We start from the raw sequence: 23685 nt of genomic DNA, 5'->3' as shown, positions 1-23685 counted from the left end.
AGCATCAATGTCTGACCTTCTCAAGAAACCTTTCGGCACGCGTGGCAAAGTGCACCAGATCACCCCTGAAAGCGCGGGTTGGCGTTACGTCGGCTTCTCGCTTTACCGGCTCAAGGCGGGCGATACCGCAGCAGAGGCAACAGGCGACCGCGAAGTCATACTGGTGATGGTCGAAGGCAAGGCGCAGATCACTGGCGCGGGGCAGGACTGGGGTGTTTTGGGCGAGCGGATGGATGTTTTTGAAAAGACCCCGCCACATTGCCTTTACCTGCCCAATGGCAGCGACTGGGCGGCCACGGCCCAGACCGACTGCGTCATAGCTGTTTGCAGCGCACCTGGCATTGGCGGACACGCGGCGCGGCGCATTGGCCCTGACGGCATTACGCTGACGGAACGTGGCAAGGGGACAAACACCCGCCATATCAACAACATCGCGATGGAGAACGAGGATTACTGCGATAGCCTGCTGGTGACCGAAGTTTTCACACCGGCGGGGCATTGGTCCTCCTACCCCAGCCACCGGCATGACGAAGACGACTACCCGCGGATCACCTATCTGGAAGAAACCTATTATCACCGCCTGAACCCTGCGTCGGGCTTTGGTATCCAGCGGGTCTATACGGATGATGGCCAGCTCGATGAAACCATGGCCGTCTCAGATGGCGATGTTGTCTGTGTCCCGCGCGGGCACCACCCCTGCGGTGCGCCCTACGGGTTTGAGATGTATTATCTAAACGTCATGGCGGGCCCCAAGCGCAAATGGCGCTTCGTCCCTGCACCCGAGGTCGCCTGGATCATGGAACGGGACGCCTAGCGCCAGAGATCAGGTGTCTTTTTCCGCGTCTGGAACATCAAGTGTGGACCAGACATCGCCATTGACCGGCGGTGGCGGTGTGTCACAGGCCTGACGATGCATGTTCACCTTGGCGATAAAATTCGCCGAGATCGGCGCCGTCACAAAGAGAAACACCATAATCAGCAGCTCGTGGGCTGACGGCTGGCCAATGTCAAAAGAGTGGATGATTGACGCGACCAGCAGCATGCCAATGCCGATTGTCCCGACCTTTGTTGGTGCGTGCAGGCGCGTCATGGGGTCGTTGAACTTCAGCAACCCAATGGCGCCGACCAGTACAAAGCCGGACCCGATGATCAAGGACAGGCAAACGAAATAGGTTCCGATAATCTGTGCGGTCATTCGATAATGTCCCCCCGCAAAATGAAGCGCGCCAAGGCAACCGTCGACACGAAGCCCAGCATTGCAATCAGCAGGGCCACCTCAAAATAGATTTGCACGCCTTTGAATATGCCCAGCACGATCACAAGCCCCAGTGCATTGATCACCATCGTATCAAGCGCAAGCACGCGATCACCCGAAGTTGGCCCAAGGACCAGACGGACCATCGACATCACCTGCCCCAGCGCGAGCGCAAGAAAGGTAATCGCCAAGGCAATATTCAGAAACTGCGTTGCAAGTATCATGCAAATATCTCCAATAGACGTGCCTCATAGCGTGTGAGGATATCATCGCGGACCGCATCAGGATCATCCGTATGCAGGACATGCACCAGCAGGCTGCGCCCGTCGCTGGACAGATCCGACGAAACGGTCCCCGGTGTCAGCGTGATGGTCCCGGCAAGCATGGTAATGGCTTCGGGCTCGCGCAATTCAAGCGGCACCACAATCCATGCCGGTTTAAGCTTTGATGTCGGGACTGTCAGCACGATCCAGGCGACTTCGATATTGGCAACGATAATGTCCCAGATCACCACAAGACTGTAGGCAATCATCTTACCCACGCGAAAGCTCTTTGGCGTGTCGGGCCACCACACGGATGTGCCCCAAGGAATGATGATGCCCAAGATAAATCCAAAGACAATCATCCCCGCCGAAATCTCATTTTGCAGGAGTATCCAGACGATCGTCAGGATCAATGTCAAAAGCGGGTGCGGGATCAACCAATAGAATGCGCGGCTCATGTCATTGATCCTCCGTCGGTTCACTCAGTTTGCCCGGTGTATCGACAACTGTCGTGATATAGGGCGCGGGGCTGAACAACTGCGCCGCAATTGCGGTGGTGTACCGGTGCACCTGACCTGCGAAAACTGTGTGCATCGCCAAGAGCATGATCAACCCGCCTATGGCCACGAAAGACAGTGTTGCAGGTGGCACTACTTTGACTGCGTCGCCGGGTGGCTGCACGCTTTGTGCTTTCCAAAACAATATGCTGCCAGCACGTGCGAACCCCACAATGCTCACCAGACTGGAGCCAAGCACAATGGCCCAGATCCATACCATCTGGCCACTGTCAAAGGCTGCATCCAAGACCAGCAGTTTTCCAAGAAACCCTGACAGCGGCGGCAGGCCCGCCATGGCGATTGCGGCAACAAAGAACAGGCTGGCGGTCAGTGCCGGACTTGCAACGGGTGCTTGCGGCGTCAGTTCAAGGTTTGCACGACTGGATCGCACCAAGTCCACAATCAGGAACAGGGCAGCCCCTGCAAGCGTCGAGTGGACAATGTAGTAGAGGGCAGCAGCGATCCCTTCGGGCGTGAACAGCGCAATGGATACCATCACCATGCCCATCGACCCGATGATCGAAAAAGCCACAAGTCTGTCAAAGCGTTTCGCCGCCAGTACACCCACCATCCCGATCGCGAGCGAAATAAGGGCCGCCGGAAGCAGCCAAGTGTCATGCAGCCCCGCTGTCACGTCCAGATCAGGCGGGAAGATCAGGGTATAGACGCGGATGATTGCATAGGCGCCGACTTTCGTCATGATCGCAAAAAGCGCGGCCACGGGCGCCGGGGCTTCGGCATAGCTTGAAGGCAACCAGAAGTGCAAAGGCACCACAGCCGCCTTGATCGCAAAGACCAACAAAAGAAGAACAGCAGCCACGCGAATACCCACGGTTTCATCTGCACTGATCAGCGTCACCCGATTGGCAAGATCAGCCATGTTGAGCGTGCCCGTTTCCGCGTATATCGCCCCCAGTGCGAACAGGAACAGCGTTGAGCCGATCAGGTTGAACAGCACATATTGGACACCGGCGCGCAAACGCCGCGTGCCTCCTGCGTGGATCATCAGCCCGTAAGACGCGATCAGCAGCACTTCGAAGAATACGAACAGGTTGAAAAGGTCACCTGTCAGGAAGGCCCCCAAGATACCCATCAGTTGAAACTGGAAAAGCGCATGAAAATGCCATCCGCGGTTATCCCAGCCGGAACTAACCGCGTAGATCAGCACGAAGAGTGCCAGAACCGACGTCAGCAGGATCATCATCGTCGACAACCGGTCACCCACCAGAACGATCCCGAACGGGGCCGACCAGTCACCCAACTGGTAAAGCATGATGGTTCCGTCTGATGTCGCCCATGCCAAAGCACCGGAAATCGCAACAAGGATCACAACACCGGCGATCGAGAACACGCGCTGGATGCCGATGTGAAACCGCGCAGCCAGGATAATGAAAGGCGCCAGCATTGCAGGCAACACAACGGGCGCAATAAGCCAATGGGTCATGCTGAACCCTCCGGCTTGTCTTTGGGTGTTTCGTGTTGATCATCCACATGGTCATCATCAGAGCCAAGGAACGCACCCAAGCCAATCATGACGACCACCGCCGTCATGCCAAAGGAAATCACAATCGCCGTCAGGACCAAGGCCTGTGGCAACGGGTCTGTGTAGGTCGTGACATTGTCGCGCAGGACAGGTGGTGCACCGACGATCACGCGGCCCGAGGTGAACAAGAACACATTCACCGCATAAGTGAGTAGCGAAATCCCCAAGATCACGGGGAAAGTCCGCAGCCGCAGCACGAGGTAAATCCCCGCGGCGGTCATCACACCAATAGCGGATGCAATCAGAAATTCCATGTTACACACCCCCCCGCGTTGTCTGGGTGGGCAGGTCTTGTCGCGAAGGATCAATATCCATCGGGTATTCGCTTTCAATTGACTCAGAGCGGCGTGCCAACCGTGAGAAGCTTTCGAGTGACAACATCACCGCACCCACAACTGAAAGGAACACGCCAACATCGAACAGGGCCGCTGTCGCCAGTTCGAATTTCTCAAAGGGCGGGATGCGGACATAGGTGAAAGCCGATGTCAGGAACGGTTTATCGACAAACCACGATCCGATACCGGTCAGACCTGCGACAAGCACCCCTGCCCCGATCACCCCGTGATACGGGTACCTCAACCGCGCGGACGCCCATGAAAAACCGCTGGCCATATATTGCATCACAACACCGATCGACACGATCAGACCCGCGATAAACCCGCCGCCCGGCTCGTTGTGACCGCTCAGGAAGATGTAAAAGCCCACCATCATCACGATCGGCATCATCACCCGCGTCAGAACCACCATCATCATCGGGTGGACACCCCCTGCCTGCGGCTGATCAGGTTTGCGGTTCAACAGCCGCGCCCGAACGGGCCCGTCGAGCAAGGTTTCCGTCAGTGCATAGATAAGCAAGGCTGCGATACTGAGTACGATGATCTCGCCAAAAGTATCAAAGCCACGGAAGTCGACCAGAATGACGTTCACCACATTGGTGCCGCCGCCGCCTTTGTAGGAATTCGCGAGATGGAACTCGGAAATCGACGTACTCACCGGATCACGCAGGATGTAATAGTAAGCCAGCGCGAAGCTCGCCAATCCACCGGCTAAAGCCACCGCCGCGTCCCGCATCCGACGCAGTACGCTGCTTTCAACAGGCGTCCGGTTGGGCAAAAAGTTCAAGGCAAGCAGCATCAGAATGATTGTCACGACCTCGACCGTAAACTGGGTCATCGCAAGATCGGGGGCGCTGAGGAAGACAAACCCGATTGAGACCATCAGCCCGACGATCCCGATCAGGATCAGTGACAGGAAGCGGTTGCGGTGCAAGAACACCATGCCGATGGTCGCGGCGACCAGCATCCCCCATCCGGAGATCAGAACGGGGTCTGCCGTCTGCAACGCATAGACCGGTTCACCGACGGTACCAGTCGTCCACGCATAATAGCCTGCAACGACAATTGTGACGGTCCCGATTGCCGCGTAGCGGGAAAATGCACCGTTATGCAACGGCAGGACCAGCATCTCTGCCAGCTTGACCGCCCCTGCAATAATTGCATCAAAAATCGTTTTCGCCTCGGGACGCGGCAAAGCATCCCAGACGCGCAAGGCAGGCTTGAAGACGGCAAGCATGGTCAAACCGCCGACAACGGCAATGACCGACATATAAAGCGCCGGTACCAGACCATGCCAGAGTTTTAGATGCGCCGACGGCAATTCCGCAGCATCGCCCAGCACCGCAGCCGTCACCAGTTTGACGAATGGCTCGGCAAGGAACGGGGCCACACCGATCAGCACGACGGGAATAATCAGGAGCGCAGGCGGCAACCACATGCCCGCAGGCGGATCATGCGGCTTGGCCGGATAATCATCGCGCACCGGACCAAAGAAGACATGGCTGATCAGGCGGAAGGAATAAGCCGCCGAGAACAACGCGCCGATCGTCGCGAGCACGGGCACCAACCACGGGCTGCTGAACAGAACCGTGTGGTTGGCCTCTTCCAGCATCATTTCTTTGGACAAGAAGCCGTTGAGCAACGGGATGCCGGCCATCGACAAAGCCGCGAGCGAGACAATGATGAAGGTCACAGGCATCAGGCTGCGCAAGCCTCCCAAGCGCCTGATGTCACGCGTATGGGCCTCGTGATCGATAATGCCGGCGGACATAAACAAAGCCGCCTTGAAGGTTGCGTGGTTCAGGATGTGAAACACCGCCGCCATTGCCCCGAACGCCGTGCCGGTTCCCAAGAGCATGGTAATCAGACCCAGATGGCTGACGGTTGAAAACGCCAGCAGCGCCTTCAGGTCATGTTTGAACAGCGCAATCACGGCACCCAAGACCATGGTCACCAAGCCCGCCGTGGTGACGATCACAAACCATTCGTTCGTGCCTGACAAAACGGGCCACATACGTGCCATCAGGAAAATACCGGCTTTCACCATGGTCGCGGAGTGAAGATAGGCTGACACCGGCGTCGGCGCGGCCATCGCGTGCGGTAGCCAGAAGTGAAACGGGAATTGCGCGGATTTCGCAAAGCACCCCAGCAAAATCAGGATGAGCGCGGGCAGATAAAGCGGGTCTGCCTGTATCAGGTCACGGTTCTGAAGGATAACACTCAGATCATAACTGCCCACGATCTGGCCAAGGATCAGCATGCCACCGATCATCGCAAGCCCGCCCATCCCGGTCACGGCCAACGCCATGCGCGCCCCCTGCCGTCCTGCGGGTAGATGCTTCCAATACCCGATCAACAAGAATGACGAGAGCGAGGTGAGCTCCCAGAAAATCAGCAACAGAAGGATGTTGTCGCTCAGTACGATCCCGACCATCGCGCCCTGAAACAGCAGCAAATAGGTGAAAAACTCACCCATGTTGTCGCTCCGGCTCAGATACTGCCGCGCATAAGCAATGACGAGCAGCCCGATGCCAAGAATCAAAAGGGCGAAAAAGAAGCCCAAAGCGTCAAGCATCAGTGTGAAATTCAGGCCAAGTGCCGGCATCCAGTCGATACCTGCGGTCACGACTTGCCCAGACAAGATTGCAGGCAAGTTGGTCAGCAAACCAACAAAGGCGGCCAATGTAACGGTGAAAGTGACGCCCGCACAGGCTGTCCTGCCCGCAGGATTCATCAATCCAGGCAACAGAGCACCAAAGAATGGCAATGCAACGATGATAAAGAGAGACACAGTAACTCCCCGTGTTTTAACCATTTACTTGTGGGTAAAACTGGCCAGCTTGAAAAGAGCGAAATGCATTTTTTCGGCGCAAAACGTGGGATTTATTGGCAAATGCCTATAAAAATAAATTGATCACGCCAGCATCCTTTGATGCGGCACCTACACATTTCCCCAGATCGTTGAATGACAATTGCTTTGTTTTCTTGGGGTTTGGATTTCTGTTTGAGCTGGGCGCACGCACCTCAACCGAACCCACGACTGGTCCTGAATGAAGACGCCCAAAGCTTCCGAGCGAGCTGACAATTAGCAGTCAGGCGTCGCTGAAAGAGAGCCCCCCTCAGCGCACCAACTTGCGTCAACGCCCTGTATATCACAGCTTGCGACAGAAAGATGCGAGACAATCATATCCCGACACCGGAGTGAACGCATAGACTGAATTGCGCGAAGCTGCTACGCCGCCTGCAGGTGTAAGCACGACGAGGTTGTACTAAAGTGCAAACGAAGGCTAATCGATTGAAATGGTACGATAGATGGCTTGCGCGCCTCCCAGCGGACAAGTTGCTAACCCGCCTGCTGCTCGAAAGCTTTCAGGAACATAGGTGGAAATATCTCGCGGCGGCCGGTGCAATGGTTCTGGTCGCGGCCGCGACAGCGGCATCCGCCTGGATGATGGGACAGATCGTTGATGCACTGTCGACACCGGAAAACCGCGGTCAAGTCATGGCGGTGGGTGTCGGTGTCGCGTTCATTTTCGCTTTTCGCGGAATAGCCATGTATATTCAGGCCGTGCTCATGGCGCGCGCGGGAAATCGCATCGTAGCGCAAAAGCAGATGCAGATTTACCACCGGATGCTGGCGCAAGGTGTGGCGTTTTTCAACGAAAACCAATCTTCTGATCTGCTGTTGCGGGTCACAAGGAGCGCCGAAGCCGCACGCCGCGCAATTGACACGATTGTCAGTGGATTTGTGCGTGATTTGTTGACGCTGATCGGGCTGCTTTGCGTGATGTTTTATCAGCAACCCATTCTGTCACTCGTGAGTCTCGTTATCGCACCGATCGTTGTGCTGGGCATCCAACGCATTCTCAAAACGGTGCGTGAAGTGATGAAACAAGAAATGACCAGCATGGGTGAGATCATCAAGGTCGTTCAAGAAACGTCCTTGGGCGCGCGTGTCGTCAAGGCTTTTGGGCTGGAGCCCCGCATGGCCGACCGTATGGAGATTGCGGTCCGTCAGGTGGAGAGCCGGAATAACCGCATGATCCAGTTACAATCAGCGACCATGCCGCTGCTTGATACTGTCGCAGGCCTCGCAATTGCATCAATCGTTATTCTGAGCGCGGTCGACATCTTTGGGCAAAAGCCCGGCACCGCAGGTGAGTTGATGTCATTTGTTACTGCTTTCTTGATGTCCTATGAGCCAGCGAGCCGCCTATCCAAGATGCGGGTCGTCATTGAGCGAAGCATGATCGGCATCAAGATGATGTATGAACTGCTCGATGCCCCTCAGACCATGCTTGAGGCCCCCGATGCCATGCCTTTGAAATCAGGGCCGGGTGAAGTGATGTTGAAGAATGTGAGCTTTGGGTATGGCGACGGCGAGAAGGTCTTGAAATCAGTGAATGCCACCTTCCCGCCGGGCAAGACCACCGCCCTCGTCGGACCGTCTGGCGGTGGGAAGTCTACCCTTCTGAACCTCATTTTGCGCCTATACGACCCGACCGAAGGCGCGGTGATGATTGACGGCCAGGACATCCGGAACACAACATTCACGTCATTGCGTGAACAAATCGCGTTTGTCGGGCAGGATACTTTCCTTTTCGCGGGCACGATCATGGATAACCTGCTGATGGCGCGGACGACCGCAACTGCAGAAGAAGCGATTGCCGCCGCCAAGATCGCCAATGCGCATGAGTTCATCGAGAAAATGCCCGAAGGTTATGACACCGCGATTGGTGAGAACGGATCGTTTTTGTCCGGCGGCCAGCGTCAGCGCCTCTCAATCGCGCGCGCAGTGCTACGGAAGGCGCCTATCCTTTTGTTGGACGAAGCGACCAGCGCTTTGGACAGCCATTCCGAGGTTCTCGTACGTGATGCGCTAGAAACGATTACCCGCGGGGTCACGACGATCGTGATCGCACACCGCCTGTCGACTGTCATGAATGCCGACCAAATCTGTTACCTTGAGGCCGGCGAAATCGTCGAACGGGGAAGCATCCCTGAGCTCATTGCAGCCGAGGGGAAGTTCAAAAGGCTTTACGACGTGCAGTTTGGCGGGCACCCAGATGTAACATAACCTTGGTTTAGAGGTCTCGCCGCGCGCGCCAACTGCCCAGCCATCTGCGAGAATGAAACAAGCGTGTCACCGAACCGTTCTGGTGCAGCGAACCATGCTAACCAAAGCCGTTAATTCGCTAAAATACGCGTTGACCATTGCAAGCTGGGCAGAAGTGTAGCACTAGTTACGCTACGTAAAGCACTATTGCCTCCACCAATGAGTGCGCTAAATTTCCGCAACCTATCAGGAATTAGACATGCTATCCAGATTTGCTATCAAGCCTACTGCTCTCTGCTTCGCCCTTTGTTTGTCCGCGACGAACTTGTCAGCACAAGAAGCGTCGCTTGCGACATCGTCCCCCGGGGGTACGGTCTACAACCTCGGGCTGGCAATCGCAGAGGCCGGTGCGGGATCTGAGTTTGATATCAGGGTCACACCATTCACAAGCACAACACAAGCAATTCCCGTTGTTGCAAGTGGTCAGGTGACTTTTGGACTGGCCAACGCCTATGAGCTTGCAATGGCAGACACTGGCACTGTTTCTTTTGAAGGCTCTCCGATTGATGGCCTGCGCATCGTTTCAGCCCTTTATCCCATGCGGATGGGTCTGATGGTGCGTGCAGACAGCGACATTTATTCGCTTGCAGACATGACAGGGCGCAATGTTCCTTCTGGCTTCGGCTCAACCGCAACAGGTGAACTGCTGATCGGCGCGATGCTGGCATCAGGTGACCTATCCTATGAAGACGTCAATCAAATCAATGTTGCGAGTTTTGGTGATATGGCGGCTGCATTCGAAGCAGGACGCACGGACGCCATGATTGGTGTGCTTGGATCCGGTCGTGACGCGCGAATTGCAGAAAACGTGGGTGGGGTGCGCATTCTTGGTTTGGGCAACGACGCTGAGGCAGAAACACGCGTACAGGAGTTTGTACCTGTTGCACGGATCGATCCAGTCTTGGCATCGTCCAACATACTTGGCGTGTCAGATGACAGCTTCGCGCTCACCTATGACTACTACATTTATACGTCAGAGCAGACACCAGACGAGGTCGTGGCGAAGGCTCTGGACGCTCTTATGTCAGGTAAGGATGTTATTGCTCTCACCGTCCGCGCCTTTGCCGATTACAGCGTTGATACGGCCCAGCGTGACATTGGAATACCCTTTCATCCGGCAGCTTTGGACTCTTTCAGCAAATAGGACACAAGGCAGGTGCTGACCCTGATAAGGAACACCCTGGGGATATTGGTCGCTTTGCTTCCTGTCCTCTGGGCGATTGAATGGCTGGCAGGCATTCGATCAATGTTCCTTTTGGACCAATTTGTCGTCGTTGAGTTTGGTCTCGCTACTGCACTCGTTTTTCTGTCGCCGCGCGGACGCCCGGTCCGTTCTTATGACTACATTCTGGCAGCCTTGGCGTTGGTCGTCGCGGTGTTCTCAGCCGTGAGTATGGAAAAACTCGTCTTGCTGATGTTCAGCGGAGATGCGCAAGTCATCTTGTTGGCAGGTACGCTCGTCGCGCTGAGCTTGCTTGCATGCTATCGCGTGACGGGCGCAATGATGACCGCTTTTGTATCCGCGGTTCTGGTTTTCGGCGCTCTGGCCCGCTACCTGCCACAACCCATCAGTGCGCCGCCATTCTCGCTTGGTACGTATACTGTCTATATCGCATACGGCGGAGATGCGATTGTCGGTCAGGCGCTACGCATCGTGTCCGTTGTGGTAGTGGTCTTCATCGTTTTTGGCAAAATGTTCGAACTGATGGGCGGCACGCGGTTTTTCGAACATCTTGCACAGCGGATTTCCGCGAATGGGGCAGGAAGCGCAGTTAAGGTGGCGGCCGTTGCCTCGGGCCTATTTGGCTCGATCAGTGGGAGCACGACAGCAAATGTTGTCACGTCGGGGAATTTTTCGATCCCTATGATGCGAAAAATAGGTCTTCCAGCGCATCAGGCCGCGGCCATCGAAGCGGTCGCATCAACAGGTGGACAGATTCTTCCGCCTGTTATGGGGATCGCGGCATTCCTGATGGTGGAAATCGCGGGCATACCCTACCGCGATATCATAACTGCTGCAGCCCTGCCCGGCCTGTTGTATTTCGTGGCACTCTTTTTCCAGATTGACGGCTTCTCGCGTCGATTGAACCTCATTGGGTTCAAAGTCGAGCCGATGCCGCTGCGCCAGACTCTGATCGAAGCTCTTTTTACGTTGGTTCCGATATTCTTGATTATCTTCGCGGTGATCACGATGCCCTACGCACCCAACACCGGAGCAGTGCTGGCATCGGGTGCATGCATCGTACTTGCTTTTGGGCGCAAAGGTTTTCGGGGGACCCTGAAAGAGCTTTTCCAGAAGCTTGTCGAAGCTGGGGATGTGGCGGCACGTATCGTTGCAACAAGCGCTGTCATTGGGATCTTGCTCGGTGTGGTCAGCTACAGCGGTCTCGGGGTTGCCGCAGCGGTGGGTATTGAGGCCCTTGCCGAGAACAATCTGGCTCTTGCTTTGTTGGCTGCCGGTGTTGCGTCCTATATTCTTGGTATTGGACTGGCAACGACGGCGGTTTATGCGGTTGTCGGAACGCTTATTGCACCGAGCTTGGTCAACCTCGGCCTTGCGCCGATTGCCGCGCATCTTTTCGTGTTCTATTGCGCTATGTTATCCATGATTACGCCACCGGTCGCAATCGCTTGCCTTGCCGCAAGTGGACTCGCGAATGCATCTTTCTGGAGAACCAGCCTTCAGGCCATGCGGTTCGGTTGGACCCTTTTTTTCCTGCCGTTTCTTTTTGTCGTGAACCCGGCGCTCTTGATGATCGGGACCCTTTCTGAAATCGTGATAACGGCGGTGACATGCCTGATAGGGATCGCTGCGCTTTCGCGGACGATTGGCGAATTCCCCTGTCCTTCAAGTAATCTGCCCCGAGCGGGGCTTTATATTGCGCTCAGCATCATAGCAATGCTGCCGGTTGCGCCGCCCACCGTACGTCTGCTGGCGGCCACCGGGCTTGTATTGCTAAGTGTGCGGGACCGAAAAGAAGCGAAGCGCACCCTCTCTCTGACTGTGACGGAAGTATAATGACTGAACACAACTCTGATCTTGCGATAGATGGTCCCGTGTCACGAGATGAGCTTGGGCTCCCAAATGAATACGCGCCCCCAGAGACAAATATCCAGCAACGCATCACCACGGCGTTCTCTACCTTTCTGAAAGTCAGCCCAGTCGGCCTCGATGATGATTTTTATGATTTGGGCGGGGATTCACTTCAGGGTGAGCAAATCAGCTTGGCCGTTGAGGAAATCTTGGGACAGGAATTTCAGATTTCATCGCTCTTTTATACGGGAACGCCGCGCAAGATTGCGGCAACAGCACAGACAAACGAGAGCGCGGCACCAGTCAAAACAAAACCCATTCTCTTCATTGTGCACGGGAAGCGGGGCTACACGATGCCGCGCAAAGAATTCCTAGACGGTTTAGATAAGTTCTGTTCGATTGAGATGTTCGAAATGCCCGGAATACGTGGCAACGGGGTACCGCCGACATCGCTCCAAGCGATTGCGAAAGCATATTGTGACCGCATCGAAACGCTCCAGCCGGAGGGGGAAATCTATCTATCAGCTTTCTGCGTGGGTGGGCTGATTGCGCTGGATATGGTCCGGCAGCTGAACGAACGTGGACGCAAATTGCGCGGTGTCGTTCTTGTTGATCCCAACGTCTCGACGGAGCTGAGAACAGTCTACGAGAACTATCAAAACGCAACCACTTTGACGACGAGACTTTTCGCACGCCTTTTTGCGCTTGGCACCACAGGTCGATGGTCTGAAAACAAACCTTTCCTGCAGGATTTCTTCCGATGGGTTCATATGAAACGCATGCTTGCAGACGAAGAGCGGTTCCTGAAAACCACAAGTCGAAAGAGTCAGTACGCGGCGCAAAAGTTGAATCCCAAAGCACAGGCTTGGCTGTTCGCATCCTATCGTTATGCGACTTTCGTTCCGGTCAACAATCCGATCACAATTATCGCGTCTGCTGATCGCATGACTTTCCTCAGTGACCCAAAGGGCTTCTGGAAATATGTCGCCCCTCACTCGAAAGCAACTGATGTTGCGTCTACACACCGTGACGTTTTCCAAGCGGAAAGCGAACGGACAGTGGCGATAATCAGACAGACGTTATTTTCGGACGCGCAAGTATCATAATATTTGACTATCAGGCGGAAAACACCATGGATGCATCGATCCACAGCACGATCAGTGACCTCTTTTGCGGAACAGCACGCCGCTACGGCAATCGCATTGCACTGATCGAGGGCGATAAACAACTCAGCTACCGTGATCTGGCGGATCATTCAGCGCAAGTTGCCCATCAATTTGCAGCGCATGGGATCAAAGCCGGCGATCATGTTGGTGTGGCGTTGCGGCACAGCATATCTTCGTTTACCTCCATGTTGGCCATATGGATGTTGAACGCCGTTGCCGTTCCGATTGATTTTCGCATTCGCCCTTCGGAACGTGAAAAGCTGGCAGAGGAATTTGACCTTGCTGTGATCGTGCAGGATGGACCGGCGGTTAATGTCGATTATCGGGTCATTGCATGGAACCGAGATTTCGAAACAGAGGTAGCGCAGCAACCGATCACGCCGCCGGACGGCTACTGCGGATATGCGCACCCGGCAACGATATCCCTGACTTCAGGGACCACCGGACGACCCATCGGTTTCGTGCAAAGCCATAAAGCACTTGTTTTGCGTATGATGGGCTATTCGCAAGAATGCGCGTATCCTGTTAATGGCCGCGCTTTCATGACATTTCCCTTGTCGTTTTCGGCGTCGCGCAACCACACACTGGGGCAGCTGCTGCGCGGGAATACGATCTACTTTCATCCGCCCACGTTTGGCGCAAAGGAGATTGCCAAACGTCTTATCGAGTTAAAGATTACCTTCGCTTTCGTCGTTCCAGCAATGATTCAGGATCTTCTTGAACTTGCCGGTGATCGCGAAACGCCCATGTTTCCTGATCTACAGCTACTTTACACAGGTGGCGCAGGCATGTTGCCAGAACAAAAGATCGCGGCACAAAAGCGCCTTTCGAGCGGGTTTCTTCACTGCTTTTCATCAAGCCTTTCCGGTACAGTCTCGACCCTGGTCGGAGAGGACGTGTTGACACACCCCGATACGGAAGGTCGCGTATTGGGCTCGGTGCGGGTGCAAATAGTTGACGCAGACGGAAATGAACTGCCTGACAATCAGGTTGGCATGGTGCGGTGTCGCAGCCAGACCTCTGCGGAAACCGTCTATAAAGAGGCCAGCCGCGCCACTGGAGACAGGATTGTCGACGGCTGGGGCTATACAGGCGATCTGGGCAGGATAGACAGTGACGGTTTCCTGACACTTGTCGGGCGAAGCGCTGATGTGATTTTGCGCAGCGGTATCAATATCTATCCCGCTGAAATCGAAGTCGCCATATCGTCGATCGACGGCGTCGCAAGTTGCGCGGCCGTCGGTTTTCCTGATCCGGCGCTCGGCGAAGACATCGCCGTATTTATTGTCGCTGACCGCGCGTTGACTGAAGACTTCGTCCTTGCCCGCGCACAGGTTGCCCTACCTGCGGGAAAGCGGCCTAGTCGTGTCGTCTTCCTCGACGAACTCCCGCGCAACGCCAACGGCAAGGTTTTGACGAAAGACTTGCGAGAGACGCTGACTGCGGCGACGTAACCAGCTCTGCGCAGCAATCGCTCAGAGCCACTGAACATCGCTTCTTTGAACAAACCGGTGTCGTGGTCGCTCAGGCGGATGCACCCGTGAGCTATTTTTGGGTTGAGTTGAGAAACGGAAACGGCCGTTCAGGCTTGGGTTCATCCAAAAAGGCGCAGAGGCTGTCCCAACTCGCGTCTTCTGTTAGGTTCAGACATAAAAAGTTTGGTTTGTCCGCAAAATAATCCAAAATGTCAGCGTTGTGCTTGTTGTAGGTTGCCAGCCACTTTTCGCGCGCTTCAGGACTGCTGGCGGGGTCAGCGTATTGACCGAACATCCACGCGCGCATCGGGCGCACTCGCCGGCCACCGTAATAGCGGACGCAACTCTCGATCCATTTGTCGGGGCTGCGTTGTGTGAGGATGAACCGTGCTTCAGGATTTGCGTCTGCCAGTTTCTTCCAAATCGAGAAGTAAGGATTATCTAAAAACGCGTCAAACATCGGCAACGTATCTAAAGCGTAGTCGCCAGCGTCAATCTTTGCAATGAGACCACGGCCTTCATCGGCGCCAGCCCAAAGCCCGCGTCCGTCTCCATGTATTGTCCGATATCCCAGGGTGTCCAGCGCTGCGCCGAGGCTTGTTGTGCCCGTCTTATGAAACCCGATGCAGAACACCTGCGGCAGGTGTGGCTTTAGTCGCCCAACTTTTCGAGATTTAGCTCTATGCTTACGCTTTTTCTTAAAATCGTGAAATGCATTCTTCAACTTCTGCAACTGCCGCCGCCATCCACGAAGGCCCTGTATTACACCTACTTCGTGATGGTAGCTGGCAAAGTGAAGGATCTTTGGTTCTGCCTCGTTGGGCGCCCAGACTTTGATATATTTGGCGTAGCGGACATTGTATTCAGGGGGCAGAATATAGATCCGCAAGTCTGACAGCCACAACAACTCCCTCAGTGTGACCTGGTCCTTGTTAAAGCCGGCTGTGTGAAACGCGGCTTGCCAGTCAGAGAGCATGTTAATCACCACAGGCGTCCGTCGATAGACCATGACGCCTGAGTTCAGTTGTGGAAAGTTATCCGGTATCGTACACCGCCAGCCTCCAAGATTACCCTTCTTGTTACGTTCATGTGCATGCGCGATAGCAAGGTCAAACCGGTCAAGAAGGTCGAACATGTTGGAAATATCTGTGACGACACGCGTGTCGGTATCGAGGTAAAGGGAGCGATCAAAACGCGTCTTCGCCATATAGTCGACCTTTGAACGCCGGTGCGGGTCAGCGATCAGATGAACCATATCAAAAAGACCGTCGGGGATTTCCGAGGGCGAATCCGTGTAAATATCTATCAGCAGGTTGGGCGAGTGCTTCCGTACTGAACGGGCCGAGTTCACGCCAGCCTTTGTAAACACTGCGCCTGTGCAGATATAATTTACACCGCAGACAGGTGTCGTGCCTTCTGTCACCTTGATACCGTTGTTTGGCCCATCACTCACCTCGGGTCTCCTATCAAAATACTGGATGTGTCCGACACAATGTCCCGGGGCAAGAGCGCCAAATCAGCAAGAAACCTTTTGTCGAGCGTTGCTCTTTGCTCATCTGTGAAGACACGGAGCCTTGCGCCGTCCTGAAACTTGGCAAGCACGTCGTCAGGATCGTAATCACGATCACTTTTGTGCGCTAGGGCATGTGCGATGCCTGCGGCGCTGACCGACGCATTGAGATGCGTTGGTCTCTGCGGTGCCTCACTAAGCCCGGTCAAAGCCTCAAACAGTCTGTTTTCCTTCAGATTATCCGGAAAAACCCAAACCCTTATCGATCGACCGGGAAACGCTGCTCGGATGTCAGCAACAACCTCTGGCCAACCGCGTCGACAGCGAACAAGTTCCTTTTGGTAAATGCGTAGATCGCCGACGCCTTTTGCGTAAACCGCACGCATTGCATAGGCTGATGTCAGGAAATCGGCATAAGACCGTACGACCAGATGAATTTCGGAAACACTCGGACCCAGAAAAGCCGCGCAATCCTTCAGCCACTTTTCGGCTTCAGGATAGATGCTTGTCCCGTCCTGGCCAAATATTGGCCCCAAGAACATCTCATCCGAAACGACCACTCTCTTAGTCGTCCGTGCCAGCATGAGCCGCTTTATGTTCCTATGCATCCGAAGTCTGACAAACGCCCGCAAAGGGTTTTTACGAAGCCGTTGGAAATCTGCAAAAGCGCTTCGCAATCCATCATCTGTTCGTTTGTCGGTACGCGGCGGTGTCAAGGCGCTGACGCCAACATGAGGCAGGGCTGCATTGTCGAGTTGGAACTGCAATGAGGTCGTGCCTGTACGATGTGCTCCCAGATGCAGGATCACGTCACAATCACAGAGGAAGCGAGCGAATATTGACACTTTCACAGTCTGTGGACATCCTCTGGGTTGGCAGTGTAACAGGTATTCTTCGGCGAACGGCTCCGCTACAGCATAGTGTCCTTGATACAAGGGAGGAACAGATTTGTATTCCTTACTGATATTGAGCGATGAGTAAAAGCAGGCATCGAAAGGTTCTTCATTGACCAATTTTACGCGAAATGATCTGAAGGTCTGGGTGATCAATCTGGATAGATCACCAGAGCGCATGGAGCGTATGCGCATGAGCCTTGAGGCACATGGGATCGCATTTACCCGATTTTCCGCAATAGACGGGGCACGTATCTCTGAGTCCTTGCGGAAAAAGGTGGATTCTCAGGCGTATGAGCGAAGTATGGGGCAATATCTTTTGCCCGGCAAAGTAGGATGCTATTATTCGCATCTTTCAGTCTGGAAAGAGTTGGCTGCTTCGGAGTATCCAGTCGGCCTCATTCTGGAAGATGATATTGTCTTGCACGACGACTTTGTCGAAGCTCTGGAGGCTTCTTTGTCTGCCGCAGAATGCTGGGACATTCTTAGATTGAACGCAACACGTGCCAAATTTCCACTTAGGCGGGGGCAAGCTGGCAGATGGAACATCAACGGTTATCTGGGAAGATTCACCGGTAACGGATGTTATCTGATAAAGGCGGATGTGGCCGGTAGGATCAGTGCAACAATCGAGAACATGCGTCTGCCGTTCGAGCATGAGATAGGCCGGTTTTATGCACATGACTACCGGCTTGCCGGTCTCGAACCATTTCCCAGCCATATCGAGGATTTTGGTCTGAGCCAGATCGTTGGCGAAAACAACACCGACCTCAAGAAACCCAGTCTGTACAAGAGGATCCCACACTTTTTTTGGAAAGTTGCATCTTATTTCCGACGCGCCGCTTATCTCGTTCACCCACAAGGGTGGCCGAAACCAACTAAGCAGCGCGCCGATTGATGAGGATTTGTATAGCAACAGGCAATTACTATGAAGCCGGTGAAACACAGGTCAATCATCACATTGCCAATCTATTCGGCGGAAACACGATTGTATTATCCAGAAAGTCGAACGGATTAGATCCTATCGGAAAACCACTGCATGTCTGGCTCCTGCGGCCGAAAGGCATTGGTGCATTGCCTCATTATGCCTCTCTGATTTGGCGCATGGCATGTCAGCAGAGCACTAAGGTTGCATCGCGGCGCGAAACGCAGGAGATTTGCGCCTTCTTGCAGGCCGAAAAAGCACAGGTCGTCCTCGCCGAGTTCGGTCATCATGCCTTACCGGTATATCGTGCGGCGATGATGACCGGGCTACCCTTTTATGTCTATTTCCGTGGCGCCGATGCGTCAAAGCATTTGCGAAAACGAGGCCGCGCTGCAGATTATCGCAAAATGCTGAAACACGCAGCAGGTGTTTTTGCGGTGTCGCAGTTTCTATTGGACGAACTCGCCGCACGCGGGGTAATCCACGAGAACGCACATGTGATCCCAAGCGGTGTCGATACACAGCGCGTTAAGCCGGGCTCTAAAGTTTCTGGGCGGTACCTTTTTGTCGGGCGTTTCGTCCACAAGAAACAGCCACTTCTCGCCTTGGAGGCATTCTCCAAAGTTGCCGCGTCAAAACAAACTGCCCATTTTAGGATGATCGGAAACGGTGAGTTGCATGCAGCTTGTTTGGCGCGCGCAGCGGAATTGGGGCTCACAGACAGGGTCACATTTCTTGGGCATGTCGATCATAAAGAAGTTCAGTCCGAAATGGCGAATGCCGAGTTCGTATTGGTCCCATCAAAGACAGCCGAAAATGGTGATACAGAAGGCCTGCCAATGGTCTTGCAAGAAGCCATGGCAGCTGGAGCAATCGTTGTAGCGACCGACCACGCTGGCATACCAGAAGCCTTGCAAAACGGTCTGACAGGTTTCGTTGTTCCAGAGAGCGATCCATCTGCGTTTTGTTCGGCTGTAAAGTCAGCGGCAATGCTCACGGAGCAGGAGCTCGCCGAGATGCGCAATCAGGCGCGAGCTTTTGCAGTCCAACACTTGGATCAGGCCACGCTAATGGCAAAGCTTGAAGAGAAGATGAGGCGCGGTCCTCAATAACCGGTCTGCCCTAGTCCAGTCACTTTGCGCAAAAACTGGTTGTGATGAAGCGGGACAGCCGCATCATAGTTGGCCGGTGCTCTCCGCGTATTGTTCGTCTTGATGCCGTTTGTATTGTTGGGACCACGTTTGGGGATTGTGCCGTGTTGCTACGCTGCCGATTTTGTCGTTATTGCTTCCGGAGTGCTCCCAGTGCATCTTTCGGCACGCCACCGGCCACCTGATAGTGGCTGTTATCGTGTTGTTCTGGGTGGGGTTTGTTGGTTGCGGGAGCTCGATTTGGACACTGTTTCAATGAGCTGCACCAAACACGCATTTATCGGTAAGAGGGGCGGAAAGCCGACGTTCGCTGCAGTCGCGAGCCGGCGGCACCCGTCCGGTTGGAAGCTGACGTAGAGTTTGTCGTGTTGATCTCCTCAGTTCTACGGAGGAGAAAATCTGCTTGAGACCTTACGCTCGCATGCTTCGGGTCATTAAAATTTCGGATTCTGTCATTTATTTTTTGGCGCAAAACTTGTGATCTATGCACATAATCCGTTCGGCCTTCGCTACAAAAGCGCGCAACGCGGTGTTCAATCGGTTTCAGGCTTACGCATCCATTTGTTTGCAGACAACATCATAGATCTCACCCGCTTGGGTGATCCAGATGTCATCACGGTGTTGGCAAATGTGGGTCAAAGCGCGGCGAAGGTGGCGCAGGCGGTAGGGTTGGCCAACAAGGTAGGGATGTAAAGCAATGCCCATCACTAAGGGTTGCGCTTTCGATTGTTCCAGCATCTCGTCAAACGTGTCGATCAGAATATCGGCAAACGCCGCAGCACCGTCTTTACGCGCAACAATTGATGGGATGTCGTTGGCTTCTTGCGGGTATGGGATGGACAAAAGGGGTCCATGCGCGGTCCTCATCCAGACGGGTTGGTCGTCCATGCACCAGTTCAAGGTGTAGTCATAGCCCGCCTTCTTCAGCAAATCCGGTGTGACGGGACTTTCCGCGATCCATGGTGAGAGCCAGCCTTTCGGGCCTTTTCCTTCCGCCTTGGTCAAAACCTCGGTCGCTTCAACAATCAGGGCTTCTTCTTCCGCAGGCGACAGGGTGCTTTGACGTTCCGAATTGGTGCGGCCATGCCCCACTATTTCATCGCCACGCGCGCTGAATGCCGCCATCAGATCGGGGGCGTAATCATACATCACCGAATTGGCCAGAACGCTTGCAGGCAGGTTCATCGCATCGAACATTTCAAGCATGCGCCACGCGCCAACACGGTTGCCATAGTCGCGCCATGCGTAGTTCAGAACGTCGGGTTGTGGTCCACCGGGTGCCAGTTCGGCCCCCAGCCCTTCACCAAAGGCAAAGTGTTCGAGATTCAGGCCGATATAGACGGCCAACCGTTTGCCGCCGGGCCATGTGTAGTCCGGTCTGGCTGTAATGGCGGAGTAGTCGTATCGGTCGTGGGTCTTCAGTTGGATCATAGTGGGGCCTCGGACAAGCCTGCCTTATCAAGCAGGATTTCTGCGCTGTCGTTCCAGACATGTGTGCTGACGATCTGACCGTTGCGGACAATAAAACTGTCCATATAGCGGTTGGTTTCGAAGGTCGTGCCGTCAAGCCATTCACCATAAAGATAGCCCGTATTGTAGACATGCACATCCCCTGTTGCCGGATCATGGGCGGCGTCGGTGCGCAGGAATTTTTTCTTTACCCATTTATACCGCTTGGCGTTAAACGCGGCCGTCTGGTCCGGCCCGGTAAATTTGCGGCCACCGGTAAAGGTGATGTCAAAATCATCCGACACATAGGCGCGCGCACCCTCGGGGTCAGGCACCATCGAGCGTTCAAGATAAGCTTCGACAATGCCTTTTGCGGCGATTGCGGGGTCAGTTTTCTGGTCCATGTTCTACTCTTTTCATTAAGGAAGATGAGCTGTGCAATGGCTGTGGCAAAAGCCTTTGACCACTTCGGCCGCAGCGGCGTTCATCATACGCGCCTCTGCGTTGACGTGGCTGATGCGTTCGGCTGCGACCAAAGCGCGTTGGCGCAGGGCGGATTCGTCCAGTGTCAGGATCTGGTCGTCGGCAAAGACCATTTGGCCTGCGATGATCACTTCGCGCACAGCAGCGCCGGTTTCTGCAAAGACAATCTGGTCCAGCGTCGTGCGCTGCGGTGTGTAGTGACAATAGCTCTGATCGAGGAACACCAGATCGGCGGCCCAGCCTTGGGCAATCTGCCCCACGTTATCGAACCCCAGCAGCCGTGCGCTGCCGCGCGTCGCCATATCAAATGCCTCTGTCGTGCGCACCCATTGATCGCTGTCAGATGTGTTTGCGCGGCTGAGAGTCGTGGCAAGGCGCATGGCCTCGAACATGTTCTGGCCGTCGGATGTATTGCTTGCGTCGGTGCCGATCCCCATGGTCACACCTGCATCGGCTAGGCGGCGCAAAGGGGCGATCCCAGAGCCGAGCCGGAGGTTGCTCATCGGGTTATGCGAGATGCCTGCCTCGGCCTGGGCCAGCAGCGTCATTTCCGTATTGGACAGCCAAACGCCATGTGCGCCGCTGAACCGGGGTGACAGGACGCCTAGTCTGGACAGATGTTCACCAAGAGATGTGCCGAATTTGCGTTGCGCCATCACTTGCTGCAATCGTGTTTCGGCCAGATGCGTCTGGAGCGGGATTGCGATGTCATTGGACAGATGGGCGCAGGCCTGCAGGAAAGCGTCTGAGCAGTGCAGCGGGATCGTTGGCCCAAGCCCCGGGCGGACGCGGCCCATCGGCACGGGCCAGTTACGGAGTGCCTGATCGCAGACAGCCATTGTGCTGTGCCAGTCGGGAAGCGTTATTGCGGCGACGGCGTCTTTTAACGGACCCTCAAAGGCATCAAGCAGTCCGGGCACGGCTTGATAGATCGTCTGGTCCGCAATCATCGGTGCCACAACTGCGCGCAGGCCCACATCATGATAAGCTTGGGCCACCGCATGTGTCCCTTCAACCGTCGGACCGGGCAGTTCGATAAACAGATCAAAACAACTGGTACAGCCTTTGCGGATCAACTCTACCGCCGACAGCTGCGCACACAAAGCCAGATCATCGTGACTGCGGCCAAGGTTGAGCCACGCCGATCCTGACAGGAATGTTTCAAGGATTGCATCGTCTGGCACACCACCGCGCGCCAATGCGCCATGCGAATGGGTATGTCCGTTGACAAGGCCGGGAATAATAATGCGTCCGGTGGCGTCCAACGGTTTCGCATCTGCCACGGTTTCGCCCGCTGGCAGGATCGCCGCGATCCGGTCTTGGTCAATCAGTAATGACACATCAGCAAAGTGGTCGTTTTCCACCAAAACCTTTGCGCCTTGGATCAGAGTTTTCGTCATATGCCCGCGATCCCCAGACGAAAAAACATGCGCCAAAACGAAAGCTCTGGCGCATGTGTGTTGCAGTTTTTAGTTCAACGTCACTTCGAAGCTGCGCGCGTCTACCGGTGGCAGGAACGAGCGGTCAAAGATCTCGGACGCTTCGGGCAGACGATCAAGCCCGTAGCCTTTGGCGACGATTTCGATCGACCGTGTCAGGCGTTCGTCTACCAGATCCCCCATGCCGATTTCGCTCACTTCTGGCGCGTTCATCAGGTTCGTCAGCGCGAACTCAAGACGGGCACGCTCAAGTTCGGGATCGATGAGGTTGTCAAAGGCCATGATCGCCTCGACCGAGCTGTCCTGATTTGCGGCTACTTCCATTGTGGCCTTGTTCACTGCGCGTACCAGACCGGCCACCGCTTCTGGATTTTCAGCCAACAATTCGCGCGATACCATCAGACCGTTGGAATACAGGTCCATGCCGTAGTCTTCGAAGTTGAACCAGTTGTAGTCGTTCGCAGGGTCTTGGCGGTTCGCAATCAGGTTGAACCAGCTTGTCGAAGTAAAGACGAAGGCTCCGTCGATATCACCACGGATCATCATCGGCTCTTGCAGGTTCGGCGCCATGCTTTCCTGAGCAACCTTCTCGAGGTCGATGCCGTTCAGTTCGGCAAAGACGGGGAATAGACGGGTTGTCGGCGTACCCTGTGCGCCACCCAGTCTTTTGCCTTCAAAATCAGCCGGCGTTTCGATCCCTGCTGACTTAGGCGTGACAATTGCGAACGGAGGGCGGTTCCATAGCTGATACACCATGACGGGTGCCTCACCGGGGCGGGCGGCTGCGTTCTGGATGATCGCGTTGATGTCGCCAAAGCCCGCGTCATACGCGCCGCCCATGATACGCGTCACCGTGGCAGCCGAACCTTCGCCTTGGTCGATAGTAACGTTCAGACCTTCGTCTTCAAAGTAGCCATTATTCAGCGCCAGAAGAAACGGCGCGTCGGACCCTTGGGTTTTCCAGCCCAGCGTAAAGCGGATATCGGTCATATCCGCAAAGGCGGGAACGGCTCCGGCCAAGAGAGTGAGGGCTGCACCGAACAGAGAGTGTTTCATAGGAACGTCCTTTTGGGTTGGGTGGAAAGATGAAG

General features: G+C 54.9%; 20 protein-coding genes. 8 read left to right on the top strand and 12 right to left on the bottom strand.

Annotation, left to right across the window (positions count from 1 at the left end; translation table 11 throughout):
* The first annotated feature begins 7 nt into the window (after window positions 1-7).
* Window positions 8-814 carry a 5-deoxy-glucuronate isomerase gene (gene iolB / locus B0B09_RS00215; protein ID WP_076657869.1) on the top strand — a complete coding sequence of 269 codons (807 nt, stop codon included), beginning with the start codon at window positions 8-10 and terminating at the stop codon, window positions 812-814.
* A gap of 9 nt (window positions 815-823) precedes the next feature.
* Here the strand turns inward: iolB and B0B09_RS00210 are convergent, their stop codons facing one another.
* Genes B0B09_RS00210 through B0B09_RS00185 form a run of 6 tightly spaced genes read right to left on the bottom strand, consistent with a single transcriptional unit; the run spans window position 824 to window position 6744 of the window.
* Window positions 824-1195 carry a Na+/H+ antiporter subunit G gene (locus B0B09_RS00210; protein WP_055687755.1) on the bottom strand — a complete coding sequence of 124 codons (372 nt, stop codon included), beginning with the start codon at window positions 1193-1195 and terminating at the stop codon, window positions 824-826.
* Entirely contained in the window at window positions 1192-1479 is a 288-nt protein-coding gene (locus B0B09_RS00205) for a K+/H+ antiporter subunit F (protein WP_055291822.1), read from the bottom strand. Before B0B09_RS00205 ends, B0B09_RS00210 begins: the two co-directional genes overlap by 4 nt.
* Window positions 1476-1976, bottom strand: coding sequence for a Na+/H+ antiporter subunit E (locus B0B09_RS00200; protein WP_055291820.1), 501 nt, complete (start codon window positions 1974-1976; stop codon window positions 1476-1478). The genes B0B09_RS00205 and B0B09_RS00200 overlap by 4 nt, the downstream gene beginning before the upstream one ends.
* A 1-nt stretch (window position 1977) precedes the next feature.
* Entirely contained in the window at window positions 1978-3519 is a 1542-nt protein-coding gene (locus tag B0B09_RS00195; RefSeq protein WP_076657868.1) for a monovalent cation/H+ antiporter subunit D, read from the bottom strand.
* Window positions 3516-3872 (bottom strand): Na+/H+ antiporter subunit C, encoded by a 357-nt coding sequence (locus B0B09_RS00190; RefSeq protein WP_055291815.1) that lies wholly within the window; start codon window positions 3870-3872, stop codon window positions 3516-3518. Before B0B09_RS00190 ends, B0B09_RS00195 begins: the two co-directional genes overlap by 4 nt.
* A gap of 1 nt (window position 3873) precedes the next feature.
* A complete protein-coding gene (locus B0B09_RS00185; protein ID WP_076657867.1) occupies window positions 3874-6744 on the bottom strand; it encodes a monovalent cation/H+ antiporter subunit A in 2871 nt (956 codons plus the stop codon).
* Between the two features lie 549 nt (window positions 6745-7293).
* On the opposite strand from B0B09_RS00185, the gene B0B09_RS00180 reads away from it, so the two are divergent.
* The 5 genes from B0B09_RS00180 to B0B09_RS00160 all read left to right on the top strand — a co-directional run bounded on the left by B0B09_RS00180 (window position 7294) and on the right by B0B09_RS00160 (window position 14723).
* On the top strand, window positions 7294-9030 hold the full coding sequence (locus tag B0B09_RS00180) for an ABC transporter ATP-binding protein (RefSeq protein ID WP_242654308.1): 1737 nt from the start codon (window positions 7294-7296) through the stop codon (window positions 9028-9030).
* A 238-nt stretch (window positions 9031-9268) separates the two neighbouring features.
* Window positions 9269-10213, top strand: coding sequence for a TAXI family TRAP transporter solute-binding subunit (locus B0B09_RS00175; RefSeq protein WP_076657865.1), 945 nt, complete (start codon window positions 9269-9271; stop codon window positions 10211-10213).
* Window positions 10214-10315: 102 nt separating this feature from the next.
* A complete protein-coding gene (locus B0B09_RS00170) occupies window positions 10316-12088 on the top strand; it encodes a TRAP transporter permease (RefSeq protein WP_131824973.1) in 1773 nt (590 codons plus the stop codon).
* The gene (locus B0B09_RS00165; protein WP_076657863.1) at window positions 12088-13209 is read left to right on the top strand and encodes a thioesterase domain-containing protein; all 1122 of its coding nucleotides are present in this window, start codon (window positions 12088-12090) and stop codon (window positions 13207-13209) included. Before B0B09_RS00170 ends, B0B09_RS00165 begins: the two co-directional genes overlap by 1 nt.
* 26 nt (window positions 13210-13235) lie before the next feature.
* Complete coding sequence (locus B0B09_RS00160; RefSeq protein WP_076657862.1) at window positions 13236-14723, top strand: class I adenylate-forming enzyme family protein; 1488 nt, start codon at window positions 13236-13238, stop codon at window positions 14721-14723.
* 91 nt (window positions 14724-14814) lie between these two features.
* Here B0B09_RS00160 and B0B09_RS00155 read toward each other — a convergent pair whose 3' ends face one another.
* Both B0B09_RS00155 and B0B09_RS17750 read right to left on the bottom strand, forming a co-directional pair.
* Window positions 14815-16197: a sulfotransferase gene (locus B0B09_RS00155; protein ID WP_076657861.1), complete on the bottom strand. Its 1383-nt coding sequence runs from the start codon at window positions 16195-16197 to the stop codon at window positions 14815-14817.
* Window positions 16194-17267 (bottom strand): hypothetical protein, encoded by a 1074-nt coding sequence (locus B0B09_RS17750; RefSeq protein WP_131824972.1) that lies wholly within the window; start codon window positions 17265-17267, stop codon window positions 16194-16196. The genes B0B09_RS00155 and B0B09_RS17750 overlap by 4 nt, the downstream gene beginning before the upstream one ends.
* Here B0B09_RS17750 and B0B09_RS00145 point away from each other — a divergent pair.
* On the top strand, window positions 17260-18045 hold the full coding sequence (locus tag B0B09_RS00145) for a glycosyltransferase family 25 protein (protein WP_076657859.1): 786 nt from the start codon (window positions 17260-17262) through the stop codon (window positions 18043-18045). The two genes, B0B09_RS17750 and B0B09_RS00145, sit on opposite strands and share 8 nt — an antisense overlap.
* On the top strand, window positions 18045-19184 hold the full coding sequence (locus B0B09_RS00140; protein ID WP_076657858.1) for a glycosyltransferase: 1140 nt from the start codon (window positions 18045-18047) through the stop codon (window positions 19182-19184). Before B0B09_RS00145 ends, B0B09_RS00140 begins: the two co-directional genes overlap by 1 nt.
* Before the next feature lie 588 nt (window positions 19185-19772).
* Here the strand turns inward: B0B09_RS00140 and B0B09_RS00135 are convergent.
* The 4 genes from B0B09_RS00135 to B0B09_RS00120 form a co-directional block, all read right to left on the bottom strand.
* Window positions 19773-20654: a polysaccharide deacetylase family protein gene (locus B0B09_RS00135; RefSeq protein WP_076657857.1), complete on the bottom strand. Its 882-nt coding sequence runs from the start codon at window positions 20652-20654 to the stop codon at window positions 19773-19775.
* On the bottom strand, window positions 20651-21076 hold the full coding sequence (locus tag B0B09_RS00130) for a nuclear transport factor 2-like protein (protein ID WP_076657856.1): 426 nt from the start codon (window positions 21074-21076) through the stop codon (window positions 20651-20653). The genes B0B09_RS00135 and B0B09_RS00130 overlap by 4 nt, the downstream gene beginning before the upstream one ends.
* A gap of 15 nt (window positions 21077-21091) precedes the next feature.
* Window positions 21092-22555 carry an amidohydrolase family protein gene (locus B0B09_RS00125; protein ID WP_076659704.1) on the bottom strand — a complete coding sequence of 488 codons (1464 nt, stop codon included), beginning with the start codon at window positions 22553-22555 and terminating at the stop codon, window positions 21092-21094.
* 69 nt (window positions 22556-22624) lie between these two features.
* Entirely contained in the window at window positions 22625-23650 is a 1026-nt protein-coding gene (locus B0B09_RS00120; RefSeq protein ID WP_076657855.1) for an ABC transporter substrate-binding protein, read from the bottom strand.
* Between the last annotated feature and the right edge of the window lie 35 nt (window positions 23651-23685).

Origin of the sequence: Yoonia rosea, from assembly GCF_900156505.1 — a bacterium.
Taxonomy (GTDB): domain Bacteria; phylum Pseudomonadota; class Alphaproteobacteria; order Rhodobacterales; family Rhodobacteraceae; genus Yoonia; species Yoonia rosea.
This window is presented reverse-complemented; position numbering and strand designations above follow the sequence as displayed.

Bases quoted from the DNA above. Each gene is read 5' to 3' on its own strand.
- iolB (WP_076657869.1), top strand. From the start codon at position 8: ATGTCTGACCTTCTCAAGAAACCTTTCGGCACGCGTGGCAAAGTGCAC.
- B0B09_RS00210 (WP_055687755.1), bottom strand. From the start codon at position 1,195: ATGACCGCACAGATTATCGGAACCTATTTCGTTTGCCTGTCCTTGATC.
- B0B09_RS00205 (WP_055291822.1), bottom strand. From the start codon at position 1,479: ATGATACTTGCAACGCAGTTTCTGAATATTGCCTTGGCGATTACCTTT.
- B0B09_RS00200 (WP_055291820.1), bottom strand. From the start codon at position 1,976: ATGAGCCGCGCATTCTATTGGTTGATCCCGCACCCGCTTTTGACATTG.
- B0B09_RS00195 (WP_076657868.1), bottom strand. From the start codon at position 3,519: ATGACCCATTGGCTTATTGCGCCCGTTGTGTTGCCTGCAATGCTGGCG.
- B0B09_RS00190 (WP_055291815.1), bottom strand. From the start codon at position 3,872: ATGGAATTTCTGATTGCATCCGCTATTGGTGTGATGACCGCCGCGGGG.
- B0B09_RS00175 (WP_076657865.1), top strand. From the start codon at position 9,269: ATGCTATCCAGATTTGCTATCAAGCCTACTGCTCTCTGCTTCGCCCTT.
- B0B09_RS00170 (WP_131824973.1), top strand. From the start codon at position 10,316: ATGTTCCTTTTGGACCAATTTGTCGTCGTTGAGTTTGGTCTCGCTACT.
- B0B09_RS00165 (WP_076657863.1), top strand. From the start codon at position 12,088: ATGACTGAACACAACTCTGATCTTGCGATAGATGGTCCCGTGTCACGA.
- B0B09_RS00160 (WP_076657862.1), top strand. From the start codon at position 13,236: ATGGATGCATCGATCCACAGCACGATCAGTGACCTCTTTTGCGGAACA.
- B0B09_RS00140 (WP_076657858.1), top strand. From the start codon at position 18,045: ATGAGGATTTGTATAGCAACAGGCAATTACTATGAAGCCGGTGAAACA.
- B0B09_RS00135 (WP_076657857.1), bottom strand. From the start codon at position 20,654: ATGATCCAACTGAAGACCCACGACCGATACGACTACTCCGCCATTACA.
- B0B09_RS00130 (WP_076657856.1), bottom strand. From the start codon at position 21,076: ATGGACCAGAAAACTGACCCCGCAATCGCCGCAAAAGGCATTGTCGAA.
- B0B09_RS00125 (WP_076659704.1), bottom strand. From the start codon at position 22,555: ATGACGAAAACTCTGATCCAAGGCGCAAAGGTTTTGGTGGAAAACGAC.
- B0B09_RS00120 (WP_076657855.1), bottom strand. From the start codon at position 23,650: ATGAAACACTCTCTGTTCGGTGCAGCCCTCACTCTCTTGGCCGGAGCC.